Source organism: Colidextribacter sp. OB.20 (assembly GCF_009911595.1).
Taxonomy (GTDB): domain Bacteria; phylum Bacillota; class Clostridia; order Oscillospirales; family Oscillospiraceae; genus Lawsonibacter.
Genome location: NZ_QWKG01000026.1, coordinates 30,200 through 54,493, shown reverse-complemented (window position 1 = coordinate 54,493; position 24,294 = coordinate 30,200). Strand labels below are relative to the sequence as shown.

The window sequence follows — 24,294 nt, the reverse complement described above, 5'->3', positions numbered from 1 at the left end:
TGGCATTTGCGAAGCAAATGACGGAGGGTTTTCCCAATCGAAACGTATCTGTCTCTGTGGAGAAAACCCCCGTCCCCCGCAGGGAAAAAGACTCCCTTCTCGAAGGGAGGTGGCATTTGCGAAGCAAATGACGGAGAGTTTCCCAATCGAAACGCATCTGTCTCTATGGAGAAAACCCCCAGTCAGCCTACGGCTGACAGCCCCCTTGCGAAGGGGGCCTTTAGGGTGCGGACCTCAGCCTGCCCGCACCCACCTGGCCAGCTCCATCCCCAGGCGGAAGCCGCGGGCGAAGGAGAGAAAGTTGCCGGTGTCCAGGAGGCGGTAGAGGGATTCGGGCATATCTCCCCCTTCCCAAAGGGTCTCAGCTTGTGTATAATAGGCTTGATATTCGGGATCGTGGTCGAAGTCCAGCCGGGACTGGTCGATTTCCTGGATGTAGAGCTCTTTGAGTTTTTCTTTCATGATTGCATCGCCCACGTTATTTAATGATGGGTCCATTATATCACAAACTTTCATAACGTGTCAAGAGAGGAATCAGGAAAAATGAAAATTGTTTTACCCAGCTTTGCAGAGCGGTTACAGCCGCTGAGGAAAGCGAAAAAAGTCACACAGAGACAAATGGCGGAGCTGCTGGACTGTACAGAGCAGCACTATCAGAAAATTGAGTATGGCAAGGTCAATGCTCCCGCCACGACAGTGATTTTCCTGGCCGACTATTTCGGCGTAACGACTGACTACCTGCTGGGGCGGGAGTAGGGGCGCACATCGCGCACCCGCCCTGAGCTGTACCGACCGGATAAAAACGGGCGCACGCTGTGCGCCCCCGCAAAAAAAGAAGGTATCTATGGAACTGTTTGATTTTTTAACCACGACTACCGGGGGCAAATGCCTGCTGACCATGCTGGTGTCTATGATCCCTGTCATCGAGCTGCGGGGGGGACTGCCCTTCGGGGTGGCTCTGGGCCTGCCCTACTACCTGGCCTTTCCGGCGGCGGTGGTGGGCAATCTGATCCCCGCCCCCTTCATCATCGTCTATATCCGCCGGATTTTTGAGCTGATGCGGAAATATCTGCCCAGCCTCAACGGCCTGGTGGACAAGCTGGAGAAAAAGGCCCACCTCAAGGGCCAGAAGGTGCAGAAATATCAGTATTTGGGCCTGTGGCTCTTTGTGGCCATCCCCCTGCCCGGAACGGGGGCCTGGACGGGCTCTCTGGCGGCAGCGTTTTTAGGGATGCGGCTGAAAAAGGCCATGCCCGCCGTGGTGCTGGGGGTGCTCACCGCCGGGTGCATCATGCTGGCCCTGACCCACGTGGGAGTCAACCTGTTCTCCGGGGCGGTGTAGGGTGCGACGACCCCGGCGCGCTGTCCCCGCAGGTTACCTGCACGCCGTTGGGATAAGGAGAAAACGCGGCGGGCCGAGTCGTCCCGTTCTACAAAGTGACCCCTTGCCGCCTCCCTGCATAGAATACCCAGGAGGTGCTGCTGATGAGCGCGTTTTGGGATGTTCTGTGGGCGGTGGCCTGCGTCTGCGGGCTGGCTTTTATAGGCTGGTGGCTGTTCGGGCTGCTGCTGCGCCCCCTGCCGGGACGGGAGGCCAGGGTGGTCCTCCCCGGCCGGGGGGACGGGGAGAAGCTGGAGCAGCAGGTCCGGTCCTTTCTCTGGCTGCGGGGGCTGGGATTGCTGCGGTGCCCCATTGTCATCGCCGACGCGGGGCTTACCCCCGCGGGCTGGGCGCTGGCCTCCCGCCTCACCGCCCGGTGGCCCGAGGTGGTGCTGTGGCCGGCGGAGAATTTGGGGGAGTATGTATCGCGGACATAAAAGGAGGCTTTAGACGAAAGGAGGCGGCGCCCCGTGTCAGACCAAAATCAAGAGCTGCTGGAGGGTACTGTCTCCGCTGTCATATATCAGAACGAGGAGAACGGCTACACCATCCTCAAGCTGGACGTGCGGGGGGAGGAGATCACGGTGGTGGGCCCCATGGCGGGAGTGGCGCCGGGGGAGTACCTGTCTGTTCGGGGCCGGTGGACCCGGCACCCCACCTACGGCCCCCAGCTGAGGGCGGAGGTGGTGGAGCGCCGCCTGCCCCAGGGGCTGAAGGAGATCTTCCACTACCTGTCCTCCGGAGCGGTGAAGGGGGTGGGCAAGGCCACCGCCCGGCTCATCATCGAGGAGTTCGGGGAGGACGCCCTGAACGTCATCGAGAGCGATCCGGAGCAGCTGACGAAAATCAAGGGCATCACCAAAAAGCGGGCCAATCAGATTGGCGAGGTATTCCGCCAGCAAATGGGCTCCCGGCGGCTGATGGAGTTTCTCAGCGAGCACCAGCTCCCTCTGGAGCTGGCCGCCCTCCTTCGCCGGGCCTACGGCGACGTGGCCCTTGAGGTGGTGAGGTCCAACCCCTACCTGCTGGTCAGCGAGGAGTTTGAGGTGGAGTTCTCCCAGGCGGACAAGCTGGCCCTGTCCCTGGGTGTGGGGGCGGAGGACCCCCTGCGGCTGGAGGCGGGTCTGCTCCACGAGCTCAGCCACAACAACCGGAACAACGGTCACACCTTTCTCCCCCGGCGCAAGCTGGTGGAGGCCACCAGCGCCCTGCTGAGCATCTCCGGCGAGCTGCTGGAGGACAGTCTGGAGGCCCTGCTCCGCCGGGGAGAGGCGGAGTGTGAGCAGGTGGCGGGTCAGGAGGCGGTGTATCTCCCCGCCCTCTACGAGGCGGAGACCTACATCGCCGGGCGGCTGACTGAGATGAGCCGGGCCGAGCTGCTGCCCCCGGAGGGGCTGGACAAGCTCATCCGCCGCATTGAGCGGGAGCAGCATATCTCCTATGCCCCCCAGCAAAGAGAGGCGGTGGAGCTGGCCGCCGGGCGGCAGGTGATGCTCCTCACCGGCGGGCCGGGCACAGGCAAGACCACCTGTCTCCGGGGGGTGCTGGCCCTCTTTGAGATGATGGGACTGGAGACCGCCCTGGCCGCCCCCACGGGCCGGGCGGCCAAGCGGCTGGGGGAGCTGTGCTCCACCGAGGCATCCACCATCCACCGCCTGCTGGAGACGGGCTTCGACCCCCGCTCGGGCAAGCTGGTGTTCACCCGGAACTCCTACGACCCCCTGAAGGCGGACGCGGTGATTGTGGACGAGACCTCCATGGTGGACGTGCCCCTCATGGCCGCTCTGCTGGACGCGCTGGACGACGACTGCCGGCTGGTGCTGGTGGGCGACCCGGACCAGCTGCCCTCGGTGGGCCCGGGGAGCCTCTTCGCCGACCTGATCCGCAGCGGGGTGGTGCCCACCGTCCGGCTCACCGAGATCTTCCGCCAGGCTGCCCAGAGCGCCATCGTACGCAGCGCCCACCTGATTAACCGGGGCCAGGTCCCTGACCTGCGCCGCAGCGAGGGGGACTTCTTCTGCCTGACCCGGCGGGAGCCGGAGGCGGTGCTGGACACGGTGGTGGACCTGTGCCGCCGGCGGCTGCCCGAGCGGATGGGCATCCCGGCCGGCGAGATTCAGGTGCTCTCCCCCACCCGCCGCCGGGGGACGGGGACCCGGGCTCTGAATCAGGTCCTCCAGGCCGCCCTGAACCCGCCTCTGGAGGGGAAGGGGGAGCGGCGCTTTGGCGACTGGGTCTTTCGGGCGGGGGACCGGGTGATGCAGGTGCGCAACAACTACGATATCCTCTGGCGGGAGGAGGGCGGGACCGACTCGGGCATGGGGATGTTCAACGGGGACATTGGTGTTATCCGCTCCATCGAGAAGGAGGTCATCACCGTGGACTTCGACGGCAAGGTGGTGGAGTACTCCCCCGACATGCTGGGGGAGCTGGAGCCCGCCTTCGCCGTGACGGTACATAAGGCCCAGGGCAGCGAGTACCGGGCGGTCATCCTGGCCGCCCTGGAGGGAGCCCCCATGCTCATGACCCGGGGGGTGCTGTACACCGCCGTCACCCGGGCCCGGGAGCTGTTCATCGTGGTGGGCAGCCCGGAGGCCGTGGCAGGAATGGTGAACAACAACCGCCAGACCAAGCGCTACTCCGGCCTGCGGGCCCGGCTGATGGAGAAATAAAAAAGCGGCGTGCCCAGTGGTCACGCCCTGCACACGATGCTGTAGGGCGCGGCGACTTGGCGCGCCGCTTCTGTAGGGGCGGACATTGTCCGCCCGTTTTTTCAGACTTGGCCGGTTAACGGCGGGCGCACAATGTGTGCCCCTGCAATTATATCCCCAGCCACTCCAGCAGTGCCGGGTTGTCCCAGCGGGTGATGTAGCAGTCGGCCAGAGCCTTGAGCTGCTCCTGCTCGACGTCGGAGTTGGCGTCGTAGACGACGCCCAGGGCGAAGCCGGCCTTTTTCGCGGTCTGAGAGGCCACCAGAATATCCTCAAAAATGACAGTGCTTTCAGGGCTCCCCCCCAGCCGCCGGGCGGCCTCCAGGTAGACGGTGGGCCTGTTTTTCCCCTCGCCCACCTCCTCGCAGGACAGGAGGAACTCAAAATAGTCCCGTACGCCCAGCCGCCGCAGGCAGATGTCGATGAGGGCAGGGTTGGTGGAGGAGGCGATGCACATTTCAAAGCCCGCCGCCTTCATCCGCCCCAGAAGGTCCGCCGCCCCCGGCTTCAGGGGGACGTCGGCCCGGTAGTGCTTCTCCATCAGGCCGTTGACCTCGGCGCAGATCTCCTCCGGGGTCTCAGGCAGGCCGTAGGCGCGGATAAACAGGTTGGCGGTGCCCTCCATGGTCAGGGCGATGGACTCCTCCTGGAGCTCCGGGGACAGAGGCGGAAAGCCCCGGCGGGCCAGAAACTCATCGGCCAGCTGGTTCCAAAAGCCCATGGAGTCCACCAGTGTGCCGTCCATGTCAAAAATCGCGAATTTTTTATTCATAAGTCATCCCGTCCTTGCGTGAAATGGTCAGAGGTATTATAATAGAAAGAGACATGATGCGCAAGCTTTTGCAGATAATTATTAAGGAGGAGCGGCCTATGACCGACCAGGAGCTGGTAAAAAAAGCCTTTGACATGCACCAATTTTCTTATGTGCCCTACTCTCATTTCCCGGTGGGGGCGGCCATTCTCACGGAGGACGGCCGGGTGTTCACCGGCTGCAACGTGGAGAACGCCGCCTACGGCTCCACCATCTGCGCCGAGCGCACCGCTATTTTGAAGGCGGTGAGCGAGGGCTGCCGGGAGGGCTGGACGGCCATCGCCATCGCCGGCCGGGGGGAGGACTACTGCTGGCCCTGCGGGGCTTGCCGGCAGATGCTCTATGAGTTCGCCCCCGAGGTGCGGGTGATCGCCGCCCGGGGGGACGGACAGTTCCAGGTGGTCCCGCTGGCGGAGCTGCTGCCCCACGGATTTGGGCCAAAGTCGCTGAAATAATATTTTTCCAGCCACATAAAAAAGAAAAATGCGTATAAACTACCTGCGGAACCTGCGATAAGGAGGTGGTTTGACGTGATGATGGACAAAATCGCCCTGACGCTGCTGATTATCGGCGGCCTGAACTGGGGCAGTGTGGGCCTGTTTCAGTTTGACCTGGTGGCCTTCGCCTGCGGCGGCTCGGGCAGCATGATCAGCCGGGTGATCTATACCCTGGTGGGTCTGTCCGCTGTATGGTGCGTCTCCCTGCTGTTCCGCGACCGGGACCCTGTGGAGGAGCGGCGCTGAGTTTTCCAAAACCAGAGGTCCGGAGCGAGCCGCTCCGGACCTCTGTGTGCTGATTAGGCGCAGTTTGAAAAATGGAAATATGCACAGTGGTGAGGGATTTTTCTGCCAGACAAGCACAATTTTTCGCAGAAATACTGGATGTATTTCAAGAAGAATTGGGGCAGTATGGCAGAAAAAGACCCGCCCCTTGGGCGTATTGACATTTTTCAAACAAGCCCTGGGCTCAGCGCCTGGCCAGTTTGAATACATAGCTGCGCAGCTGGGCCTCATGCCGGGAGGACAGGCGGACAAAGCGGCAGCCGTAGCCATAGGCCAGCCGGCCCTTCTGGGGCGGACGCAGCTCGACCCGGAGGACCTCGGCGGTGAGGGGGATGGCTCCGTCGGCCTGGGGGAAGTCGAAGGTCAGCTGGTCCCCCTTCCGGGCGGGCATGCTGGTGGTCAGGTAGACCCCGCCTGCGCTGATGTTCTGCACCGTGGCGGGGGCGTAAGTATCGGAGCCGGCCAGCTTCACCGTCACCTGGACGGTGTGGGAAATTTTGATGTCCTCCCTCCGCTGCTCCTGGCTCAGCTTCTCCAGCACCTGGCAGCGGTAGGAGCAGAGCTTGCGGTCGTCGCTGAGCAGGGGGGCGGACAGCTGGCAGGAGCAGAGGACCACACCCAGCACAGAGTCCAGAAAGGAAATCTGTATCGGTTCGCCGACGGGGAGGGCAAACTCCTTGGGAACGGTAATCAGCAGGCTTTCCAGAGGGCCGATGGATACAGCGGCCTTGATGACGCGCCGCTCTGTCGGGTGCAGGACGTCCGCCTTTTTACACTGAGATAACGAAACCATGATCTGTCCAACCTTTCCGCGCCTGCGAGAGGCTTGATACCTGTTATTATAGAAGAAAACTGTCCGGCGCGCAATGGGAAAAAGAAAAATCCCGGGCGGCGGCGGAGATGCAAAAAAATTTTGGCCCTAATGTTATGTTTTCCGGCGGTCAGACCGATAAATGTAATACAGAATGCTTTTGAAAACGGAATGGCTCCTCTCTGAGCGGAGGGGCTTCAGGAGGTCAGGAAATGATTGTAACAAGACGAGAAGGCCTTTCCATTGCTCCCGTCCAGACGGGCAAGGTCTGTGGGACGGGCGCGAAGCGCGCCAGGGCGGCGGAGAGCAGCTTCGACCGGATTTCCCTGTCCGCCGGTCAGGAGGAGGCCTCCACCACCTTCCGGGGCATGGCCGCGGCCCTGTCTCAGCAGGTGCGGACCTATAATACCACCGGAAAGATTCAGGACCTGCGCAGCCAGGTGGCGTCCGGCGAGTACCGCCCCGACGCCCGGGAGACCGCCGCGCGGATGCTGCTGCTGTCGGAGGGCGAGTAAATGGCCGGCTGGCAGGACTATTTGAAGCTGATGCGCGAGCTGACAGGCTCCCTTGAGGCCCTGGCCCAGGTGGAGCGGGAAAAGAACGCCGCCGCCTCCCGGGGCGACCTGGCCGGAGTGGAGGAGTGCATGCGGCGGGAGCAGGTTATGAGCCTGACCCTCCGGGGCTACGACCAGAGGCGGGATAAGCTGCTGTCCCAGCTGGGGCTGGAGGGGGTCACCCTCAGCCAGCTGGAGGACCACAGCCCCGACGAGCTGCAGCTGGAGACCAAGGCTGTGGTGGAGGAGCTGCGCCGGCAGTATAAGCTGTTTCAGGCGGCCAGCCAGGTGGCCCGGGACACGCTGGAGATTAACCTGCGGAGCATAGAGCAGCTCCAGGCCAAACGGGCCGGAGACACCTCCGAGGCGGAGGAGGAGCGCAAGCAGCATCAGACCGATTTCCGGGCCTGAGCCCGAGAAGCAAGATCAGATAAAAGGAGAACAATTATGGCTGTCATTGGTACTTTCGGTTCTTTCACCGCCGCGCGGCTGGGCATCTACGCCTCCCAGTCCAGCCTGAACGTGACGGGCAACAATATTGCCAACATCAATACCAAGGGGTATACCCGCCAGCGGATGGACCTGGTGTCCCTCCACTCCTGGGGCACCGCCCGGTACGCCAACAAGATGAGCCAGGACATTGGCTACGGCGTTATGACCAACGGCGTCTCCCAGCTGCGGGACCCCTTTATTGATATCCGCTACCGGGATGAGCAGGCCAACGTGGGCAAGTCCGAGACCTGGCTGGACTGCCTGAACCAGCTGTCCCACACCCTGGATGAGGTGGGCGACGGCGATGACTTCGGCATCGTGGAGCGGCAGTTCAACGACTTCAAGCTCCAGCTGGAGCAGCTGCTGGGCGCGGTGGGCACAGAGGAGTACGACACCACCACCCGTACCTCCGCCAAGGTGCTCACCGACCTGCTGAACAGCTACGCCAAGGCCCTGGAGAAGGTGGAGAACAACCAGATCAAGCAGATCAAGGACGACGTTACCACCGTGAACACCATTCTGACCCAGATTCGGGACCTGAATGAGGAAATCCGGGAGGCCGGCATCCACGGAGGCAAGGCGCTGGAGCTGCGGGACGAGCGGAATGTGCTCATTGACGACTTGTCCAAGTATATAAAGATCGACGTCAGCTATGACATGGAGAAGCTGGACGAGTTCAACTCTGTGGAGCGGCTGAATATCAGCATCGCCGGCTCGGGCAATCCCCCCATCCGCCTGATCTGCGGCATCTATGGCACCCAGCTGGGCATGGGGGATACCGCGCCGATGCGCAACCCGGAGTATAATTTTGACGACCACAACGACCCCAACAATTTTATTACCACAAATACCGACCCGGTGACTGGGAAGCCGTTCGAGGATGCTAACGGCAATCCTATCACGAAGACCGTCCCCCGCCCGCAATATATCGCCAAGATAGAGGACGATGGTACGATCAAATATACCAACAATCCGCTTACTGAGGCCATGGCCAAGGCTGAGGCGGAAAAGGCCGGGAAGCCGGCGCCGGTGGAGGACCCTGACAATCCTTGGGCGCTGGAGGTCAACAACGCCAAGACCGACGACGAGAACGAGGGCGACAACCGGGTTTGGATGAACGTCCAGCCTCTGGTCACCCGGAAGGGCTATGTGTTCCGGGACTCCGAGGGCGAGAAGAGCAAGATGATAGAGCTGGGGGACAACGCCCTGTACGGCGGCCTCCAGGCCCGGCGGGAGTTTGTCACCGGCGAGGGCGAGTTCTCCAGCGCGACGGAGATCAAGTACGACAAGGACGCCACCAGCACCCGGGGCGTGCCCTACTACCGCTACTCCCTGGACGCACTGGCCCAGCAGTTCGCCAAAATGTTCAACGACGCCAACCGGATGGATTTCGATATGGTGACCAAGGCATATCAGCTGAATGCCGCCGGCGACGCCTTCGTGTCCAAGGACGGCACTGCCATCCAGTACACCACGGCCAACGGCACGATGGCGAATATTGACCCGGCGGAGTTTGATGATCTGGCCGCGGATATCAAGGAATTGAACGAGCTGAACGAGAAGCTGAAGGATAAAGACCTGTCGGATACCGAGAGGAAGACCATTGCTGATAGAATTAAGGCTTTGGAGGAAAAAGGCGAGGGGATCGAGGCCAGAAAAGAGGCCGCCTATGAGAAGATGGAAATCCTCCGGCAGCAGGGCGTGCTGACCCCGGAGTATGCCTACTACGACGGCGGCGTGATGTTCAGCAGCTCGGGCGACACCAACGACCCCACCGGCATCACCGCCAAAAACATCACCATCTCCAAGGCCTGGTCCACCGGCGAGGTGCGTATCCTGAACACCAAAAAGCCGGATACTGTCCGGAAGAACGAGGACGGCACAGAGACCTATGTGGGCCACTCCACCGCCAACGACAACATTTACCACATGGTCAACCTGATGACCCAGAAGCTGGACTATCTGCCAAAAAACACCGTGGCTGACGCGGCCCAGGACAAGCGCTATTTCAACGGCTCCTTCCAGGAGCGGTTTGCCGACATGAACGTTACCCTGGCGGTGGATCGGCAGACCACCACCACCCTGTACAACAGCTACAGCATCAAGTCTCTGTCCCTGGAGAACGACCGGGAGAGCGTCGCCGGCGTGGACCTCAACGACGAGGCCACCAACATGATGGTGTTCCAGAAATCCTACTCCGCCGCCTGCCAGCTGATGACCACCCTGGATTCCATGCTGGATAAGCTGATTAACGGCACCATCCGGTCCTGATACTACGAGGAGGTAATCTGATATGGGCTTTCGCATTACAACCAATATGATGATGAACACCTATCGCTATAATCTCCAGGGCTCCACCAAGAAGCTCTCGGACGCCCGTGATATGGTGCTTACCCAGCGCAACTTCAACAGTTACGCCGACGACCCAGCCGCCGCTACCCAGGAGTTCCGCCTGCGCCGGGATTTTTACTCCACCTACAGCCAGCTGAATAACACCAAGAACGTCTACAGCAAGTACAACACCGCCTGGAACAACCTCCAGGGCATCAAGACCAAGCTGATTGACGGGACCGCGATAGAGTCCGTCATGCGGGGCACCAACGACACCACCGGCGAGGCCCGCCGGGGCCTGGCCACCACCCTGCGGGAGACCTCCGAGTCCCTGATTTACGCCCTGAACCAGAAGCTGGGCGACCAGTTTATCTTCGCCGGCAACGACGGGCTGAACGTCCCCTTCGAGTGGAAGGGGGAGGACCTGCTCTACCGGGGCATCAACGTCCGGGCGGGCAGCCTGGTGGATAAGCCCGAGACGGCGGACCCAGGTTTGCTGGATAGAGTATCAGATAAGGCGAATAAACAGGCGGCTGTCCCCAGCACCTGGACAGACGACGACGAGGCGTGGTATAATTACCTCAGCGGCGCTCAGGGCGCTAAGGCCCCCGAGGCCGGCACCCGGCCCGACTGGGTCAACGACCTGATGAAGGAGAAGGGGACCACTGACGGCGAAAAGGCGTGGCTGAGCTACTACAAGGACAAGGATGACTATATGAAGCTGAAGGAGATGAGCGGCGAGGAGCTGTACATCGACCTTGGCATGGGCGTGGCCGAAAAATCCCCCAACAACCCCGTCAACGGCAGTTATTTCAACGGCGCCCTGTGCGGCATCGACTTCATTGATTTCGGCGTGGACGAGGACGGCGACCCCAAGAACCTGGCCCTGCTCATGCGGGAGTTCGCCGATATTTTCCAGGCCTGGGATGAGAACATGGACCCCCAGGGCTACAATCCGGACCTGGCCGGTCCGTCGGCCCAAGGGCTGACGAAGGAGGAGCTGGAGGAGAAGGCCTGGCGGCTTCTGGACAAATTCAAGGACAGCCGGGAGCACTGCGTGGAGAAGTGGGATGAGCTGGACGCCCAGGCGGTCTTTCTGGTCACCAACCAGGAACGGCTGGAGACCCTGCTCACCGACACCAATACCCAGATTCTGGACGTCTTCCAGGTGGACCTGGCCGACGCTATCACCAGCTTCTCCTGGCAGCAGTACTGCTACAACGCCGCCCTGAAGATCGGCAACCAGCTGCTCAGCCAGTCGCTGATCGACTATATGCGGTGAGCAGCCGCCCGCCTCACAGGACAGAATTGCGTAATCAATGTGTGTAATCGGCATGGAAGCCGAATTATTTCAGAAGGGAGCGCGTGTCACACATGAAGCCTCTGATTGAGATCACCACTGTACCAATTCAAATCGAGATGAAAACTACCAACGCAAAGCTGGAGTACGCCCGTGCCACCGCTGAGATGGAGATCACACGGGACAACGGCAGCCTCAAGATCAAAAGCCGGCCCATCAAGGTCAACATCGACACCTTCGAGGCCCGGAACTCCGTGTCCCCCACCCTGGCCCGCTATCTGGAGCAGAACGCCCAGAAGGGCCGTCAGGCCGCCTATGAGGCCACCGCTACCTACGCCGGCCAGGGCCAGCTGCTGCTGAACACCCAGATCGGAGAGGAGCTGGTGACCAAGTTCGCGGAGGACGCCATGATGAAGGACGTCAAGACCAATGTGGGACTGGACTTCATCCCCAAGGTGGGCCCCGAGATCACCTGGGACCCTGGCGAGCTGAATATCCGCTATGAGATGGATAAGCTGGCTATCGACTGGAAGATGGGGGAGGGCAGCTTCGAGTTTACCCCCGGCGACATCGAGTTCACCGTCACCCAGCGGCCTGACGTGGTCATCAAATATATCGGCGGGCCCATCTATGTCCCGCCCTCCGCCGACCCCAACTATGAGCCGGTGGATGTGAAGGTATAACAGGAGGAGCTATGCGCTTAAAGACCAAGTATTTTGGCGAGATCGAGTGCGAGCAGTCGGAGGAGCTCCATTTCCCCGAGGGGCTGTTTGGGTTTGAAGAGGAGAAGCGCTTTTTCCTTCTGCCCTTTGAGGGCAGCGGGGGCAGCCTTCTCTGCTTCCAGAGCGCCCTGACCCCCGAGCTGGCCTTTGTTGCCATGAACCCCTTTTCCCTCAAGCCTGACTACGCCCCGGTCCTCACCCCGGCGGAGCTGAGGACCATGGGGGTGGAGCGCAGCGAGGAGCTGTGCTTCTACGCGCTGTGTGTGGTGCGCAGCCCGGTGGGGGACAGCACAGTAAATCTGCGCTGCCCTGTGGCCGTCAACGACCGGACTGGGCAGGCCATGCAGGTGATTTTGGAGGACGGCGGCTATCATATGCACCACCTTCTGTCGGATTTCGGGCGGAAGGAGGAGGCCACATGCTGATCCTTCAGCGCAAAGAGGGCGAATCCCTGCTCATCGGTGACGAAATTGAGGTCACTGTTCTGGCTGTGGAGGCCGGGCGGGCGCGGTTGGCGATCCAGGCGCCCCGGAGCGTTACCATCCTGCGCAGCGAGCTGAAGGTGGCTGCCCAGGCCAACCGGGAGGCGGCGGACGAGAAGGTCTCCCCCCTGGAGCTGCTGGATGTGCTCAGAGAGCGGGAAAAAAAAGAATAGCGGTGTGAAACGGCTGTATACTTGTCAAGGGAATACAGCCGTTTTTGTGTTTGGAGGAGCTTCTATATATTCCAGGGCTGAAATCGGTAAAGCCAAAAAACTGACAGGGAATGGAGCGCTGATTTTACGGAATTTACCATTGCAATCGGAGAGGCGCTATAGTATGATAAAATAAGGAAGGGCCGGAGGCGCGGGGACGCCCGCGCACCCTGCGGCGTCTGTAAAAATTGAAGATAAATTTCTGCGAAGTATTGCAATGAGCGGGAAAATACGGTATAATCCATATGTGTGCCTGCCGCCTCTCGGGAAAAAGATGGGCGCTGGGGCACTGCAAAAATTATCGCTTGCTTCTTGCTTTCCTGGTGGAAATGTGATACTATATAACAGCGTCGCTGTTTTGAGAGGAGGAGCTCCGGATGGCCGGCTACCTGTTTACAAACTCACTTTTGATGCTGGAACGGGCCATGGATTACCAGTGGACCAAGTTCGGCGCCATTTCTGACAATATTGTCAACGCGGAGACACCCAACTACAAGGCGAAGTATGTCACTTTTGAGGAGGCGCTGGCCTCCAGCATCCGGGCCTCCGCCCGGCATACCGGCCAGAAGGGGTCCACTGTCCGCTCCGCCATCCTTCGCGCACAGCCGGTGGTTCATGTGGCTGAGGATGAGTCCATGCGTATGGACGACAACGGCGTCAACGTCATTGAGCAGGAGACGGAGGCCACCAGGACGGCCTATCAGATGCAGTACACCATGGACGCCATCAACAGCAACCTGTCCCTGATGCGGACCATGATCCGGGGACAGTAAAGGAAGGCGGCTTCGGCGCAGGGCGCTGCACAGAGCTCCCGCTGCGCATTTGAGACAGAGCTTTGATTTTGGAGGGATGCGCTATGGCATTCGTCGGAACAATCGACACCATCGGCTCCGGCTTTACCGCCCAGCAGCTGCGGCTGGACGTGGTTTCGGAGAACATTGTCAATATGAACACCACCCGCACCGAGAACGGTGAGGGCCCCTACCGCAGAAAGGTGGTGGTGTTTCAGGCGGAGAACGGCTCCGCGACCCGCTTCCAGGACGTGCTGTCCGCGGCCCGCTCCCGCTATGCCAACGGCACCGGAAGCCTGAGCAGCTGGAACAGGGCCGGCGTGCGGGTTGTGGAGGTAGGGGAGGACCCCTCCGACTTCAAGCTGAAGTACGACCCGGAGGACCCTGACGCAAACGAGGACGGCTATGTGGAGATGCCGAACGTGGATCTGGTAAAGGAAATTACTGACGGCATGGCCGCCAGTCAGGCCTTTTCCGCCAATGTAACAGCCTTTAATCTGCTGAAAAGCATAATCTCCAAGGGACTGGAGATTGGCAAGTAAACTCTAGGTCAGCCTGGGTTTCGTTTAGGGAGAGGATGCCCGAAAACAAAAATCCGGTCTGGCCTGGATTTGCGCTGTGGGATCAGAAAATACCGGCCCTTTTTGGGCGTTTCAGGAGGAATTTGTCATGGAATTTACACCTATTCAGCCTATCCGGCCCCTTTGGGACTCACTGTCCCAGCCGGTTCAGACAGCCGGCCAGGACCCCGCCGGCTCCCTCTTCGCCAGCGTGTTCCAGAAGGCCATTCAAAACGTCCGGGACACCAACGCGGAGCAGGTCCAGCTGGAGTATCAGCTGGCCACCGGCCAGATTGACAACCCCGCCCTGGTGACCACCGCCATCACCAAGGCCACCACGGCGGCCGAGCTGCTGATGCAGATGCGCAATCACGCGGTGGACACCTATAATGAGCTGATGCGCATCTCCCTGTAATATTAAGGGAAGTAAGAACACAACAGTCCGGAGGGGTTCAAGTTGCAGAAGGTGCAGGCGAAGCTGAAGGACCTTTTGGAAAAGGTCAAAGGCTTTTTCAAAAAACTGAATAAAAAAACCCTGGTCATTTTAGGGGTCTGCGCCGTGGTCATCCTGGCCCTGATCATCACAGCGGCGCTTTTGCTCAACCGGAAGGAGTACGCCCTGCTGTACACCGGGCTGAACACCAGCGAGACCACCACGGTGACGACCTACCTCAGGGACAACCAGATCGACTACCAGATAAACGGGGATCAGATCCTGGTGCCCAAGGGCCGGGAGATGCAGATCCAGGCCGACCTGGCCCAGCAAGGGTACTTCACCACCGGCTTTAACTATGATTTTTACACCCAGAATGTGACCAGCTTCTCCACTGCCGCCGAGCGGACCGAGGCCATCCGCATCGCCACGATCCAGAAGCTGGAGGCCACCATCCGCCTGATGGAGGGCGTCCGGGACGTGTCAGTGGATATCCAGCCGGGCACTCAGCGGATTTATGTCCTACAGGACGACGTCTCTGCGGGCACCGCCTATGTGACCATCACCCCTGAGAGCAATCAGGGCATCAGCCAAAATGTGGCTAAGGCGATTCGAAATATGGTGATCCACGGGGAAAAGAGCCTGAATGTGGGATCGGTCACCATTGTGGATACCTACGGGCATACATATGACGACGACGCCAGCGGCGTGGGCGGTATGATCGACGCCAACGCCCTGCGGCTGCAGTGCGAGCAGCAGATGAACAACCAGGTCCGCGCCCAGGTCCTTCAGGCCCTGGAGAGCATCTACGGTCCGGGCCACGTGAAGGTGGCGGTGAACACCGTTGTGGATGTGAGCCGCCAGGTGGAGGAGTCCACCACCCACCAGCAGCCCGAGGGCTCCACAGAGAACGGCGGACTCATCGGCACGGAAAAGTGGTGGTGGGCCATCGGCACCGACGGCACCATCCAGCAGGGCGGCGTGGTAGGGGCCGGTCCCAACTCCGATATCCCCAACTACCCGGACATCGTGCCCAACACCGACGGGGACACCACCTTCTCCACCGGCGAGGGCGAGCGGGGGCACGAAATCGACACGACGGTCACCCAGACCGAGCGGCTGGCCGGCCGAATCCAGGACATCAGTGTGGCGGTGACCATCGACCAGAAGTCGGAAAACGCCGGCGCACTGACCCTCCAGCAGCTGACCAGTCACGTGGCCACCGCCTCCGGTATTGGAACCGCCGCGGAGGGCTGGGACTCCCATGTGTCCGTGCTCATCGCGCCTTTCGCCGACGACGTAGTACCCAGCGCCGGGCCCAACGGCTTCTTTGCCAGAATGCTGGAGAATGTGCCCGACTGGGTGATCTTCGCCGCCATCGGCGGGCTGGTGCTGTTCATCATCCTGCTGGTTGTCATTATTCTGCTTCGCCGCAGAAGCAAGAGGAAGAAGCTTGCCAAGCTCCAGGCCCTGGAGGAGGAGCAGCGGGCGGCCGAGGAGGCCGCAGCTGCTGCGGCTGCCGCCGAGATTCTGGCGGCGGCCCCCACTGGCGGCGCCGATATTATGGAGGTCAATACCGAGAAGAGCATGGAACTGCGTAAGAATGTCCGGCAGTTCGCCCAGAACAACCCGGAAATCGCCGCTCAGATGGTAAAGGCCTGGCTGAAAGGGGAGGAAGTCGGTGGCTGACGCGCTGAAAATCGAACTGAGCTATCCCCAGAAGGCGGCGGCGGTCATCGTATCCCTGGGCGCCGACAAGGCCTCCGCCCTGTACCAGTTCATGGAACCGGAGGACGTGGAGGCCCTCACCCTGGAGGTGGCCCGCCTGGGTATGCTCAACTCCGAGCAGACTGAGGAGGTCCTCACTGAGTTTTACCAGAGCTGCCTGACCAGCAAGGCGGTCACCGAGGGCGGCCTGGAGTACGCCCGGTCGGTGCTGGAGAAGGCCTTCGGCAACCAGACGGCTCTGGCCCTGCTGGAGAAGGTGACCAAGTCCCTGAAGAACCGGGAGTTCGCCTTCCTGGACAAGGCGGACGTGAAGAGCTTGTACTCCGCCCTGCAGAACGAGCGCCCCCAGACCATGGCCCTGGTCCTCAGCTATGTGGACCCGGACAAGGCCGCCGGCGTCATCGAGCAGCTGGAGCCCCACCGCCAGATCAAGGTGGTGGAGGCCATCGCCACTATGGAGAGCGCCTCCCCAGCCGCCATCCATACCATCGAGGCGGAGATGGAGCGCAAGTTCTCCAGCATTATCACCCAGTCCAACGTCAAGGTGGGCGGCATCGACTACGTGGCCGACATCATGAACAATCTGGACCGCTCCAGCGAGAAGTCCATCTTCGACGGCCTGTCCGCCAAAAACGCCGACCTGGCCGACGAGATCCGCAAGCGGATGTTCGTCTTCGAGGATATTATCACCATGGATGACCGCTCGGTGCAGCGCTTCGTCCGTGACTGCGATCCCAGGGACCTGGTGCTGGCCCTCAAGACGGCCAACTCCGAGGTGGCCAACAAGCTGTTTGTCAACATGTCCGCCCGTATGGCGGAAAGCATCCGGGACGATTTGGAGGTCACCACCAATGTCCGCATGAAGGATGTGGAGGACGCCCAGCAGCGTATTGTGGGTGTCATCCGGGATTTGGAGGAGAGAAACGAGATCATCATTATGAAGGGCGGAAAGGACGATATCATTGCGTAACATCCTGAAAGGCTTCCTTGAGCCCCGGGCGGAGAACTATGTTCTGCCCGGCGTGAGTGAAACGGACTTTGAGGAGGGAATACAGACCTTTGTTCCCCCCTCTCTGGATGAGGAGGAGGAAGCGGCCGCCCCGGCCGAGGAGGAGCTGAACCCGGACACCGGCGATGAGGGCACCCAGGCGGAAGCCGAGCCAGAGCCGGAGGTTCAACAGGCGGAGCGGGAGGAGCGGGCCAAAGGACCCGCCGAGACTCCGGTCCACTACGCCCAGCTCCAGGCCGAGCTGATTTTAAATCAGGCCCGTGAGGAGGCCCAGCAGCTGCTGGAGCAGGCCCGGAGACAGGCCGAGACCGAGCAGGAGGAAATCCGGGCGGGCGCCCGGGATGAGGGCTATCGGGACGGCTATGCCCAGGGCATCGCCAAGGCTATGGACGACGCGGTCCGTGACCGGGAGGCCACCGCCGCCCGGCTGGAGAAGGATGTCCGGAAATTTTTGGAAAAGGCCTCTCTGGCCCGGGAGGAGGTAATCCTCCAGACCCAGGACGAGCTGCTTGAGCTGTGTCTGTCCATTGCGGAGAAGATTGTCCGAGTCAGCCTGAAGAGCAGCAGCGAGGTCATTGTCCGCATGATTCAGACCGCCACCGAGCGGATGAAGCGGCAGGAGTGGGTACATATTTACATTTCCGGCTGCGACACCCGCCAGCTCGCTCAGATTTCCCCGGCGCTTACCAGCACCCTCGGGGCGCTGAGTCAGCACATCAAGGTGGTCCCTATGGGGGACGACGAAGGCGGCACCTGCATTGTGGAGACCCCGGAGGAGATTGTGGACGCCAGCGTGTCCACTCAGATGTCCAACATCCGGGATGTGCTTCGGGACCAGATGGGTTCCCAGTGGATCCAATGACGTAGAGGAGAGACCAGGACGTGTTTCGAGAGCTGATTCCCGCCGTCCGCTCCGCCGAGACGGTGGGACGGACGGGAAAAATCGAGAATATCGTGGGCATGTCCATCGAGGCCTCCGGCGGCCGGGCCGCCATCGGCGATATCTGCCGCATCTACTCCAACGAGTCGGGCGGCCAGATCCCCGCCGAGGTGGTGGGCTTCAAAAACGACCATATCCTTCTCATGCCCTACGCCAACATGAGCGGGATTTCCGCGGGCAACTTTGTCCGCAATACCGGCAAGCGGCTCACCCTTCCGGTGGGACCCTTTCTGCGGGGCCGGGTGATCAACGCCCTGGGCCAGCCCATCGACGGGCTGGAGCCCTTTCAGCGGGCCGACACCTTCTCTGTGGACAGCGCATATATTAACCCGATGTCCCGCCCCCCCATCCGGGAGCGGATGGAGTTCGGCGTCAAGGCCATCGACGGCCTGCTGACCATCGGCAAGGGACAGCGTATCGGCATCTTTGCCGGCTCCGGCGTGGGCAAGTCCACCCTCATGGGCATGATCGCCAAGAACGTGAAGGCGGACATCAACGTCATCGCTCTGGTGGGCGAGCGTGGCCGCGAGGTGCTGGAGTTCATGCAGAAGGACCTGGGGGAGGAGGGCATGCGCCGCTCCGTGCTGGTGGTCGCCACCAGCGACCAGCCCGCCATGCTGCGGATGAAGTGCCCCAGCGTGGCTACCAGCATCGCGGAGTACTTCGCCGGCCAGGGCTACGACGTCCTGCTGATGATGGACTCCCTCACCCGATTCGCCATGGCGCAGCGGGAGATCGGTCTGGCCATCGGGGAGCCGCCGGTGGCAAGAGGATACACCCCCTCTATGTACGCCGAGATGCCCAAGCTGCTGGAGCGCAGCGGCAACTTCGAGAAGGGTTCCATCACCGGGGTCTACACCGTGCTGGTGGAGGGCGACGATACCAACGAGCCCATCGCGGACACGGTCCGGGGCATTCTGGACGGTCACATCGTTCTGTCCCGGGCTCTGGCAAACTCCAACCACTTCCCTGCCATCGACGTGGGGGCCAGCATCTCCCGACTGATGGTGGAGATCGTCTCTCCGGAGCACCGGCAGCTGGCCGGAAAGCTGCGGGATATTATGGGAGTCTATGAGAAAAACGCCGACCTGGTGTCTATCGGCGCCTACAAGGCGGGAACCAACCCCAAGCTGGACCACGCACTGGGCAAAATCGATGCCATCAACCAGTTCCTGATGCAGGGCGTGGACGAGGCATTCGGTTATGAGGAGAGCCTGGCGGAGATGGGACGCATCCTTCGATAGCGTGATTCGTTTGAAAGAGAAAATCCGCAGGAGCGGTCTGTGGCCGCCTCTGCAAGAGATAAAATCCCCGCAAAGGAGTTAGACAGCGAATGAAGAAATTCCGCTTCTCACTGGAGACGGTTTTGGACTATAAGCAGCAGGCCCTGGATGCGCTCCGGGCGGAGCACGGCGCTATTCTGGCCCAGGTTCGGGCTCAGGAGGCGGTGGTGGAGGGCCTGGAGAAGGAGCACCGGCAGGTGGACGAGGAGTTCTCCCAGTGCAAGCTGGAGGGTATCACCGTTCTGGAGGCCCTGAACTATGAGCAGTACCTCCGGGCGCTGGAGCGGGAGATTGCGGGGGAGCGCCGGAAGCTGGAGACCCTGCGCCGCAGAGAGGAGCAGAAGCGCTCCCAGGTGCTGGAGGCCCGGAAGGAGACTGCCACCATCGAGAAGCTGAAGGAGCACAAGCTGGAGGACTACCGCAAGGCGGAGCAGAAGGAAGAGGAACAGCGCATTGAGGAGTTCGTCTCCACCGCCCGGGCCATGGCGGCCATGGGCATCTAAAAGGGGAGTTACACTTCATTAAGTGTTTCTCTATATAAAGGTCACAGGGAAGGAGGTGATTGCAGTGAGCACACCACTTTCGTTCTGTGACATCAGCGCACGGTATGGGCAGATGCCCGCTCCCCGGCAGAGCATCGAGGAGCAGACCGGCTGGAACCCCAACATGCTTTTCATGGACTATCTGAACAAGGTCCGGCGGCACCGGGAGGAACAGGAGGAACACGCCGCTGAGGACGCCCTGCTGGCCGTCATCGACGCCATGACCGCCCCGAAGGAGGACCGGCTGGCCGACCCGGAGAGGGTGGCGGTCGAGGCACTGACACGGGCGGGACCGTCCCTCCAGGAGTCAGAGCGCTTTCAGGAGCTCCGGGAAAAATTGGACGGCAGGGCGGAGATTACCGATCTGCCGGAGCTTCAGGCCTTGATGTTCTGCCTGAGCGGCATGTCCATGCTCCGGCAGGTGGACAGCGTTCAGGACGAGCGGGCCGAGGATAAGCGGTTGGAGGTCACAGAACAGCGCGCGCCCAGCGACCAGGACGACATTGAAGGGAGGTGAAACGAGAAATGAATGTGAATGACAAATGGATGCTGGAGCAGATGCAGCAGATGGCCGCCAATATGGCGACGACGCTGCCTCAGACAGGCCAGAACACCGAGACCCCCAAGACCGAGAAGGGGGAGAGCTTCAAGGACCTGATGGACAAGGCGACCAAGGACCAGAAGCCGGAAGCGGTGAAGAAGGAGGAGGGCGCTCAGCAGACCGAGAAGCCTGAAAAGACGGAGGCGGTCCAGCAGACGGAGCAGCCCAGAAAGGTCACAGAGACCAAAAATCAGGACGGCACCATCACAAAGAAGATAAATCTTACCGCCCAGGAGGCCGCCATGGTGGCCGCGGGCTACGCGGTGCTCTCACCAGTCCAGCCGGATGGAACGGTGTGGATGGCTGTCTCCATGGGAGAGAACGGCGCGGAGAATCCTGCGGTGGCCGGAGCCCTGCTGAGTGACAAGCTCACAGGCGCGAGCCGGGACCTGTCCGCCCTCTTGGTGGAAGGCGAGTGGGTAGTCGAGCCCTCTGAGGAGCTGACCAGCGCTTTGGAGCAGCTTCTGGCGAAGGCCGGTGATCCCAGATCCGTCGGAGACATCCTGCAAAGCCTGGAGGTGAAGCTCCAGAACACGGAGACGCAGCCCGAGATCGAGATCGTGGTCAGCGCCGCTGTGACGGAGCAGGCCGGCGACCAGGAGGAAGAAGCCGATGCGGACGTGGACGCCCAGGTCATGACTGCCAGGGAGCCCCTGTTCAAGGACGTGAAGGCAGCCCCCGTGAAGGTGGGCGAGAACTTCCAGTTGGACACCCAGCGGCCCGACATGGACGACCGGCTGGCCGACGCCATCCGCTACGCGGCCCAGCAGGACCTGCGGCAGATCGAGATCAAGCTCAGCCCCGAAAATCTGGGCAGCCTGACCATCAAGCTGACTCAGGCCAGCGACGGCACCTTACAGGTGGTGCTCCATGCGGCTAACGCCAAGGCAGCCAGCCTGCTCAGCCAGCACGCCGACGGCCTGAACGCAGCCCTCCAGGGCTACAGTCAGAACAGCGAGGTCCGGGTGGAGGTCCAGCGCAATGAGGACAGCCAGCAGGCCCAGCAGGAGCAGACCAACCCCGACGGGCACAACCGTCAGCAGCGGCAGCAGCAGCGCCAGGAGCAGCACAGCGACAGCCAGGACTTTGTCCAGCGCCTGCGTTTGGGACTGTTTGGCTCTGACCAAGACTAAAATGAATCAGAGGTGAAATCATATGGCAGATTCCGCAATCAGCACCGGAATGGACATCATGAACCGCTATCAGCAGGCGGCAGCCGGCAAGACGGGCACAGAGTTCGACCCCACCATCAACCGCACGGAGGCTCAGAAGGAGTACGACAAAAAGTACAAGGACAAGACCACTCTGGACTTCACCGACATGCTCGGCCTGATGATCGCCCAGTTCCAGAACCAGACCATCGACAACCAGGCGGACACCAGCGACATGATGAATCAGCTCGTCCAGATGACCTCCATGCAGGCGATGAACGATATGGTGTCCCAGATGAAGGACCTGACCACGGCCAACATCCTCAGCTATTCCTCCTCCCTGGTGGGCAAGACCGTCACCGTGGGTGTCTACAACGAGGACACCGGAAAGCTGGAGGAGATTGTGGGCGAAGTAGAGGCCGCGGGCACCTACGACGGACAGCAGGTCATCTATATCAAGGGCAAGGCCTACTACCTCAGCCAGATCATGGCCGTTGGCACCCTGCCCAAGCCTGAGACACCGCCTGTGGAGGACGGTGAGGACGGTGGAGAGGACACCGGAAACACGGAGGAAGACACCGAAAACGGCACAGAGGGTGTCTGAACCGGAGGGCCGGAAGGGAATCCGGCCGGAATAAGCGGGCAGGAGGTCCGCAAGGAAAGAGGGAAGCACCATGGCAGAACGCATTCAATCCGTTCAGGGAGTATCCCCGGTGGAACGCGTCCAGCAGGTCAGCCGGATCAGGCCGGCGTCCGGGCAGTTTGGCGCTCTGCTGAATCAGGAGATCAGGTCCGCGGAGCCAGCCATCTCCTTCTCCAAGCACGCCCAGAGCCGGGCGGCGGAGCGGGGGATTCAGGTGGATGACGCCCTGATGGGCCAGCTGGCCGACTCGGTAGAGCGGGCTCAGGCCAAGGGAGCCACCAATATCCTGGCCTTCGACGCGACCCGGGCTTTCATCATCAACGTCCCCCACGGACGGGTGATTACCACCATGTCTCAGGAGGAAATGGAAGAGAACATCTTCACCAATATTGACGGCGCTGTACTGCTGAAATAACAGAAAGCAGGACCTTTACGGATGCTTTGGTCCCCTGCCCGAATGACAGGGGACCGGCAGCGCCCACAGAAAGGATTTGATTCAATGACAGGAGCAATGTATGCCGCCATCGGCGGCCTGCGTTCCCATATGAGCAAGCTGAACGTGATCGGCAACAATATAGCCAACGTCAACACCTACGGCTATAAGGCCCAGCGCATGACCTTCAAGGAGTCCATCTATGGCACCAACCGCTCCGGCTCCAACGGCGGCGTGGTCAGCGGCGGTAACAACCCCTCCCAGGTCGGCTACGGCTGCCAGGTGGGCACCATCGACCTGAACATGGCCCCCTCCACCTACTCCCCCACCGGCAAGGACCTGGACTGCTATATCGCCGGCGACGGCTTCTTCATGCTGGGCGACAAGCTGACCAGAGTGGAGACGTATTATATGACAGAGGATGAGATTGATGCTGACGAGCCTGATGGCGGCTGGTCGGCAGATGACGGAAAAGATGGAAAGCCTGTGAAGCCAGAGATTGGCTCACTTAAGAGCGTTAGCTGGACAGGCGGCGTGACCAGCGGCGAGCAGCTGAAGGACTATGAGCTCAGCCGGGTGGGCGACTTCTGGATTGATCCGGACGGCTATGTCTGTAACGGAGACGGCAAGATTGTCTACGGCTTCGGCCGGGTGCAGAACCCCTACTATATCCAGGGGGCCACAAAGGCGCAGATTCAGAAGGCAAAGGATCAGGGTATTGATATTGAGAGCGAGACCATCATCAGCACCCACCTGATTCCCCTGCGGGTTCCCCTCAAGGCCGCTGCGCCTACTGAGGCAAATGGTGGCAAGATATATGTTCAAACAGATGCTAATGGAAACGAGACTATACTTCCCCCTGATGCTCCCGCAGACGACAAAGCTAAGGCGGAAGTAAGGTATCTCTGGGAAGAGGGCGACCCCGTTTATCCGTTTTTGAGCGCCGAGGTGGCCGGCTTAAACCAGTACGCAGACCCGGAGCTGGCCACCACATCCAGAGCTACGATGGACGCGGACGGAAAAATAATAGCTCAGAAAGGCAGCCGGATCGCGGTTGCGGCGAATACCGCCTCCGACGCGGTGTCCAACGTGATGCCCTGCCAGATGCGGGAGGTGGCCATCGGCACAGACGGCTCCATCACCGGCACCGCCAACGGCAAGACGGTGGTTCTGGGCTATATCGCCGTCGCCAGCGCCGACAACCCCAACGGCGTGACCCACACGGGCGGCCCGTACTACAAATGTATGCCCGGCGCGGGCAATATGACCGTCTCCACCCTGGGTCTGGAGCTGCCCAGCGACTATCTGGGCAACAAGCTGGCCCCCGATGATCCGAAAGCGGGTGAGGGCAATACCGCCGCCGCCATCGACCGGATTCCCGTGGAGAAGGAGAGCCATCTGGAGAGCCAGGGCCTGGAGGCCTCCAGCACCGACCTGGCCTATGAGTTCGCGGAGATGATTACCACCCAGCGCGGCTATCAGGCCAACACCAGAATTGTCACGGTCACCGACTCCATGCTGGAGGAACTGGTGAACATGAAGCGGTAAGCGCAATTACTCCCTCCGTCACCGCCTGCGGCGATGCAGCCTC

The 24,294-nt window shown here is 61.0% G+C and carries 29 protein-coding genes; 26 read left to right on the top strand and 3 right to left on the bottom strand.

All coding sequences use genetic code 11. The annotated features are described in order from the left end of the window. Positions 1-234 precede the first annotated feature (234 nt). Positions 235-462: a hypothetical protein gene (locus D1641_RS08445; RefSeq protein WP_160664632.1), complete on the bottom strand. Its 228-nt coding sequence runs from the start codon at positions 460-462 to the stop codon at positions 235-237. An 81-nt stretch (positions 463-543) separates the two neighbouring features. Here D1641_RS08445 and D1641_RS08440 point away from each other — a divergent pair, with 81 nt between their 5' ends. The 4 genes from D1641_RS08440 (at position 544) to D1641_RS08425 (ending at position 4,053) form a co-directional block, all read left to right on the top strand. Then, the gene (locus tag D1641_RS08440; RefSeq protein ID WP_160664630.1) at positions 544-756 is read left to right on the top strand and encodes a helix-turn-helix transcriptional regulator; all 213 of its coding nucleotides are present in this window, start codon (positions 544-546) and stop codon (positions 754-756) included. Positions 757-844: 88 nt separating this feature from the next. Further along, on the top strand, positions 845-1,342 hold the full coding sequence (locus D1641_RS08435) for a small multi-drug export protein (protein WP_160664628.1): 498 nt from the start codon (positions 845-847) through the stop codon (positions 1,340-1,342). A 143-nt stretch (positions 1,343-1,485) separates the two neighbouring features. Beyond that, positions 1,486-1,818 (top strand): hypothetical protein, encoded by a 333-nt coding sequence (locus D1641_RS08430; RefSeq protein WP_160664626.1) that lies wholly within the window; start codon positions 1,486-1,488, stop codon positions 1,816-1,818. Between the two features lie 33 nt (positions 1,819-1,851). Further along, a complete protein-coding gene (locus D1641_RS08425) occupies positions 1,852-4,053 on the top strand; it encodes an ATP-dependent RecD-like DNA helicase (RefSeq protein WP_160664624.1) in 2,202 nt (733 codons plus the stop codon). A gap of 148 nt (positions 4,054-4,201) precedes the next feature. Here D1641_RS08425 and D1641_RS08420 read toward each other — a convergent pair whose 3' ends face one another. Beyond that, positions 4,202-4,864, bottom strand: coding sequence for an HAD family phosphatase (locus D1641_RS08420; RefSeq protein WP_160664622.1), 663 nt, complete (start codon positions 4,862-4,864; stop codon positions 4,202-4,204). Between the two features lie 56 nt (positions 4,865-4,920). Between D1641_RS08420 and cdd the strand changes: the two genes are divergently transcribed. Further along, positions 4,921-5,358 (top strand): cytidine deaminase, encoded by a 438-nt coding sequence (cdd, locus tag D1641_RS08415; RefSeq protein WP_347707406.1) that lies wholly within the window; start codon positions 4,921-4,923, stop codon positions 5,356-5,358. 78 nt (positions 5,359-5,436) lie between these two features. Continuing rightward, positions 5,437-5,646: a DUF378 domain-containing protein gene (locus D1641_RS08410; RefSeq protein ID WP_035103403.1), complete on the top strand. Its 210-nt coding sequence runs from the start codon at positions 5,437-5,439 to the stop codon at positions 5,644-5,646. 223 nt (positions 5,647-5,869) lie between these two features. Here the strand turns inward: D1641_RS08410 and D1641_RS08405 are convergent, their stop codons facing one another. Continuing rightward, positions 5,870-6,478 carry a PilZ domain-containing protein gene (locus tag D1641_RS08405; protein ID WP_160664618.1) on the bottom strand — a complete coding sequence of 203 codons (609 nt, stop codon included), beginning with the start codon at positions 6,476-6,478 and terminating at the stop codon, positions 5,870-5,872. Positions 6,479-6,708: 230 nt separating this feature from the next. On the opposite strand from D1641_RS08405, the gene D1641_RS08400 reads away from it, so the two are divergent. The 20 genes from D1641_RS08400 to D1641_RS08305 all read left to right on the top strand — a co-directional run bounded on the left by D1641_RS08400 (position 6,709) and on the right by D1641_RS08305 (position 24,251). Then, positions 6,709-7,011, top strand: coding sequence for a flagellar biosynthesis anti-sigma factor FlgM (locus tag D1641_RS08400; protein WP_160664616.1), 303 nt, complete (start codon positions 6,709-6,711; stop codon positions 7,009-7,011). Continuing rightward, entirely contained in the window at positions 7,012-7,461 is a 450-nt protein-coding gene (locus tag D1641_RS08395) for a hypothetical protein (RefSeq protein ID WP_160664614.1), read from the top strand. Positions 7,462-7,497: 36 nt separating this feature from the next. Next, positions 7,498-9,813 carry a flagellar basal body rod C-terminal domain-containing protein gene (locus tag D1641_RS08390; RefSeq protein ID WP_160664642.1) on the top strand — a complete coding sequence of 772 codons (2,316 nt, stop codon included), beginning with the start codon at positions 7,498-7,500 and terminating at the stop codon, positions 9,811-9,813. A 22-nt stretch (positions 9,814-9,835) separates the two neighbouring features. After that, on the top strand, positions 9,836-11,155 hold the full coding sequence (locus D1641_RS08385) for a hypothetical protein (RefSeq protein WP_160664612.1): 1,320 nt from the start codon (positions 9,836-9,838) through the stop codon (positions 11,153-11,155). A 92-nt stretch (positions 11,156-11,247) separates the two neighbouring features. Continuing rightward, positions 11,248-11,856: a DUF6470 family protein gene (locus D1641_RS08380; RefSeq protein WP_160664610.1), complete on the top strand. Its 609-nt coding sequence runs from the start codon at positions 11,248-11,250 to the stop codon at positions 11,854-11,856. 11 nt (positions 11,857-11,867) lie between these two features. Further along, positions 11,868-12,320 (top strand): flagellar assembly protein FliW, encoded by a 453-nt coding sequence (locus D1641_RS08375; RefSeq protein WP_160664608.1) that lies wholly within the window; start codon positions 11,868-11,870, stop codon positions 12,318-12,320. After that, on the top strand, positions 12,314-12,550 hold the full coding sequence (locus tag D1641_RS08370) for a carbon storage regulator (protein WP_160664606.1): 237 nt from the start codon (positions 12,314-12,316) through the stop codon (positions 12,548-12,550). The genes D1641_RS08375 and D1641_RS08370 overlap by 7 nt, the downstream gene beginning before the upstream one ends. Positions 12,551-12,966: 416 nt before the next feature. Further along, entirely contained in the window at positions 12,967-13,362 is a 396-nt protein-coding gene (flgB, locus tag D1641_RS08365; RefSeq protein ID WP_160664604.1) for a flagellar basal body rod protein FlgB, read from the top strand. A gap of 83 nt (positions 13,363-13,445) precedes the next feature. Beyond that, entirely contained in the window at positions 13,446-13,922 is a 477-nt protein-coding gene (gene flgC, locus D1641_RS08360; RefSeq protein ID WP_160664602.1) for a flagellar basal body rod protein FlgC, read from the top strand. 127 nt (positions 13,923-14,049) lie between these two features. Beyond that, positions 14,050-14,355, top strand: coding sequence for a flagellar hook-basal body complex protein FliE (locus D1641_RS08355; RefSeq protein WP_160664600.1), 306 nt, complete (start codon positions 14,050-14,052; stop codon positions 14,353-14,355). 51 nt (positions 14,356-14,406) lie between these two features. Beyond that, positions 14,407-16,062, top strand: coding sequence for a flagellar M-ring protein FliF C-terminal domain-containing protein (locus D1641_RS08350; RefSeq protein ID WP_347707405.1), 1,656 nt, complete (start codon positions 14,407-14,409; stop codon positions 16,060-16,062). Then, entirely contained in the window at positions 16,055-17,071 is a 1,017-nt protein-coding gene (fliG, locus tag D1641_RS08345) for a flagellar motor switch protein FliG (RefSeq protein ID WP_347707404.1), read from the top strand. The genes D1641_RS08350 and fliG overlap by 8 nt, the downstream gene beginning before the upstream one ends. Next, the gene (locus tag D1641_RS08340) at positions 17,064-17,972 is read left to right on the top strand and encodes a FliH/SctL family protein (protein WP_160664596.1); all 909 of its coding nucleotides are present in this window, start codon (positions 17,064-17,066) and stop codon (positions 17,970-17,972) included. Before fliG ends, D1641_RS08340 begins: the two co-directional genes overlap by 8 nt. Positions 17,973-17,992: 20 nt before the next feature. Then, positions 17,993-19,294, top strand: coding sequence for a FliI/YscN family ATPase (locus D1641_RS08335; RefSeq protein WP_160664594.1), 1,302 nt, complete (start codon positions 17,993-17,995; stop codon positions 19,292-19,294). 89 nt (positions 19,295-19,383) lie between these two features. Continuing rightward, positions 19,384-19,836, top strand: coding sequence for a flagellar export protein FliJ (gene fliJ, locus D1641_RS08330; protein ID WP_160664592.1), 453 nt, complete (start codon positions 19,384-19,386; stop codon positions 19,834-19,836). Positions 19,837-19,900: 64 nt separating this feature from the next. Further along, the gene (locus D1641_RS08325) at positions 19,901-20,392 is read left to right on the top strand and encodes a YeaH/YhbH family protein (protein ID WP_160664590.1); all 492 of its coding nucleotides are present in this window, start codon (positions 19,901-19,903) and stop codon (positions 20,390-20,392) included. Positions 20,393-20,400: 8 nt separating this feature from the next. Then, a complete protein-coding gene (locus D1641_RS08320; RefSeq protein WP_160664588.1) occupies positions 20,401-21,609 on the top strand; it encodes a flagellar hook-length control protein FliK in 1,209 nt (402 codons plus the stop codon). A 22-nt stretch (positions 21,610-21,631) separates the two neighbouring features. After that, positions 21,632-22,231, top strand: coding sequence for a flagellar hook capping FlgD N-terminal domain-containing protein (locus tag D1641_RS08315; protein ID WP_160664586.1), 600 nt, complete (start codon positions 21,632-21,634; stop codon positions 22,229-22,231). Positions 22,232-22,301: 70 nt separating this feature from the next. Further along, a complete protein-coding gene (locus D1641_RS08310) occupies positions 22,302-22,685 on the top strand; it encodes a flagellar biosynthesis protein (protein WP_160664584.1) in 384 nt (127 codons plus the stop codon). Between the two features lie 84 nt (positions 22,686-22,769). Next, entirely contained in the window at positions 22,770-24,251 is a 1,482-nt protein-coding gene (locus D1641_RS08305; protein WP_243149327.1) for a flagellar hook-basal body complex protein, read from the top strand. Positions 24,252-24,294 lie beyond the last annotated feature (43 nt).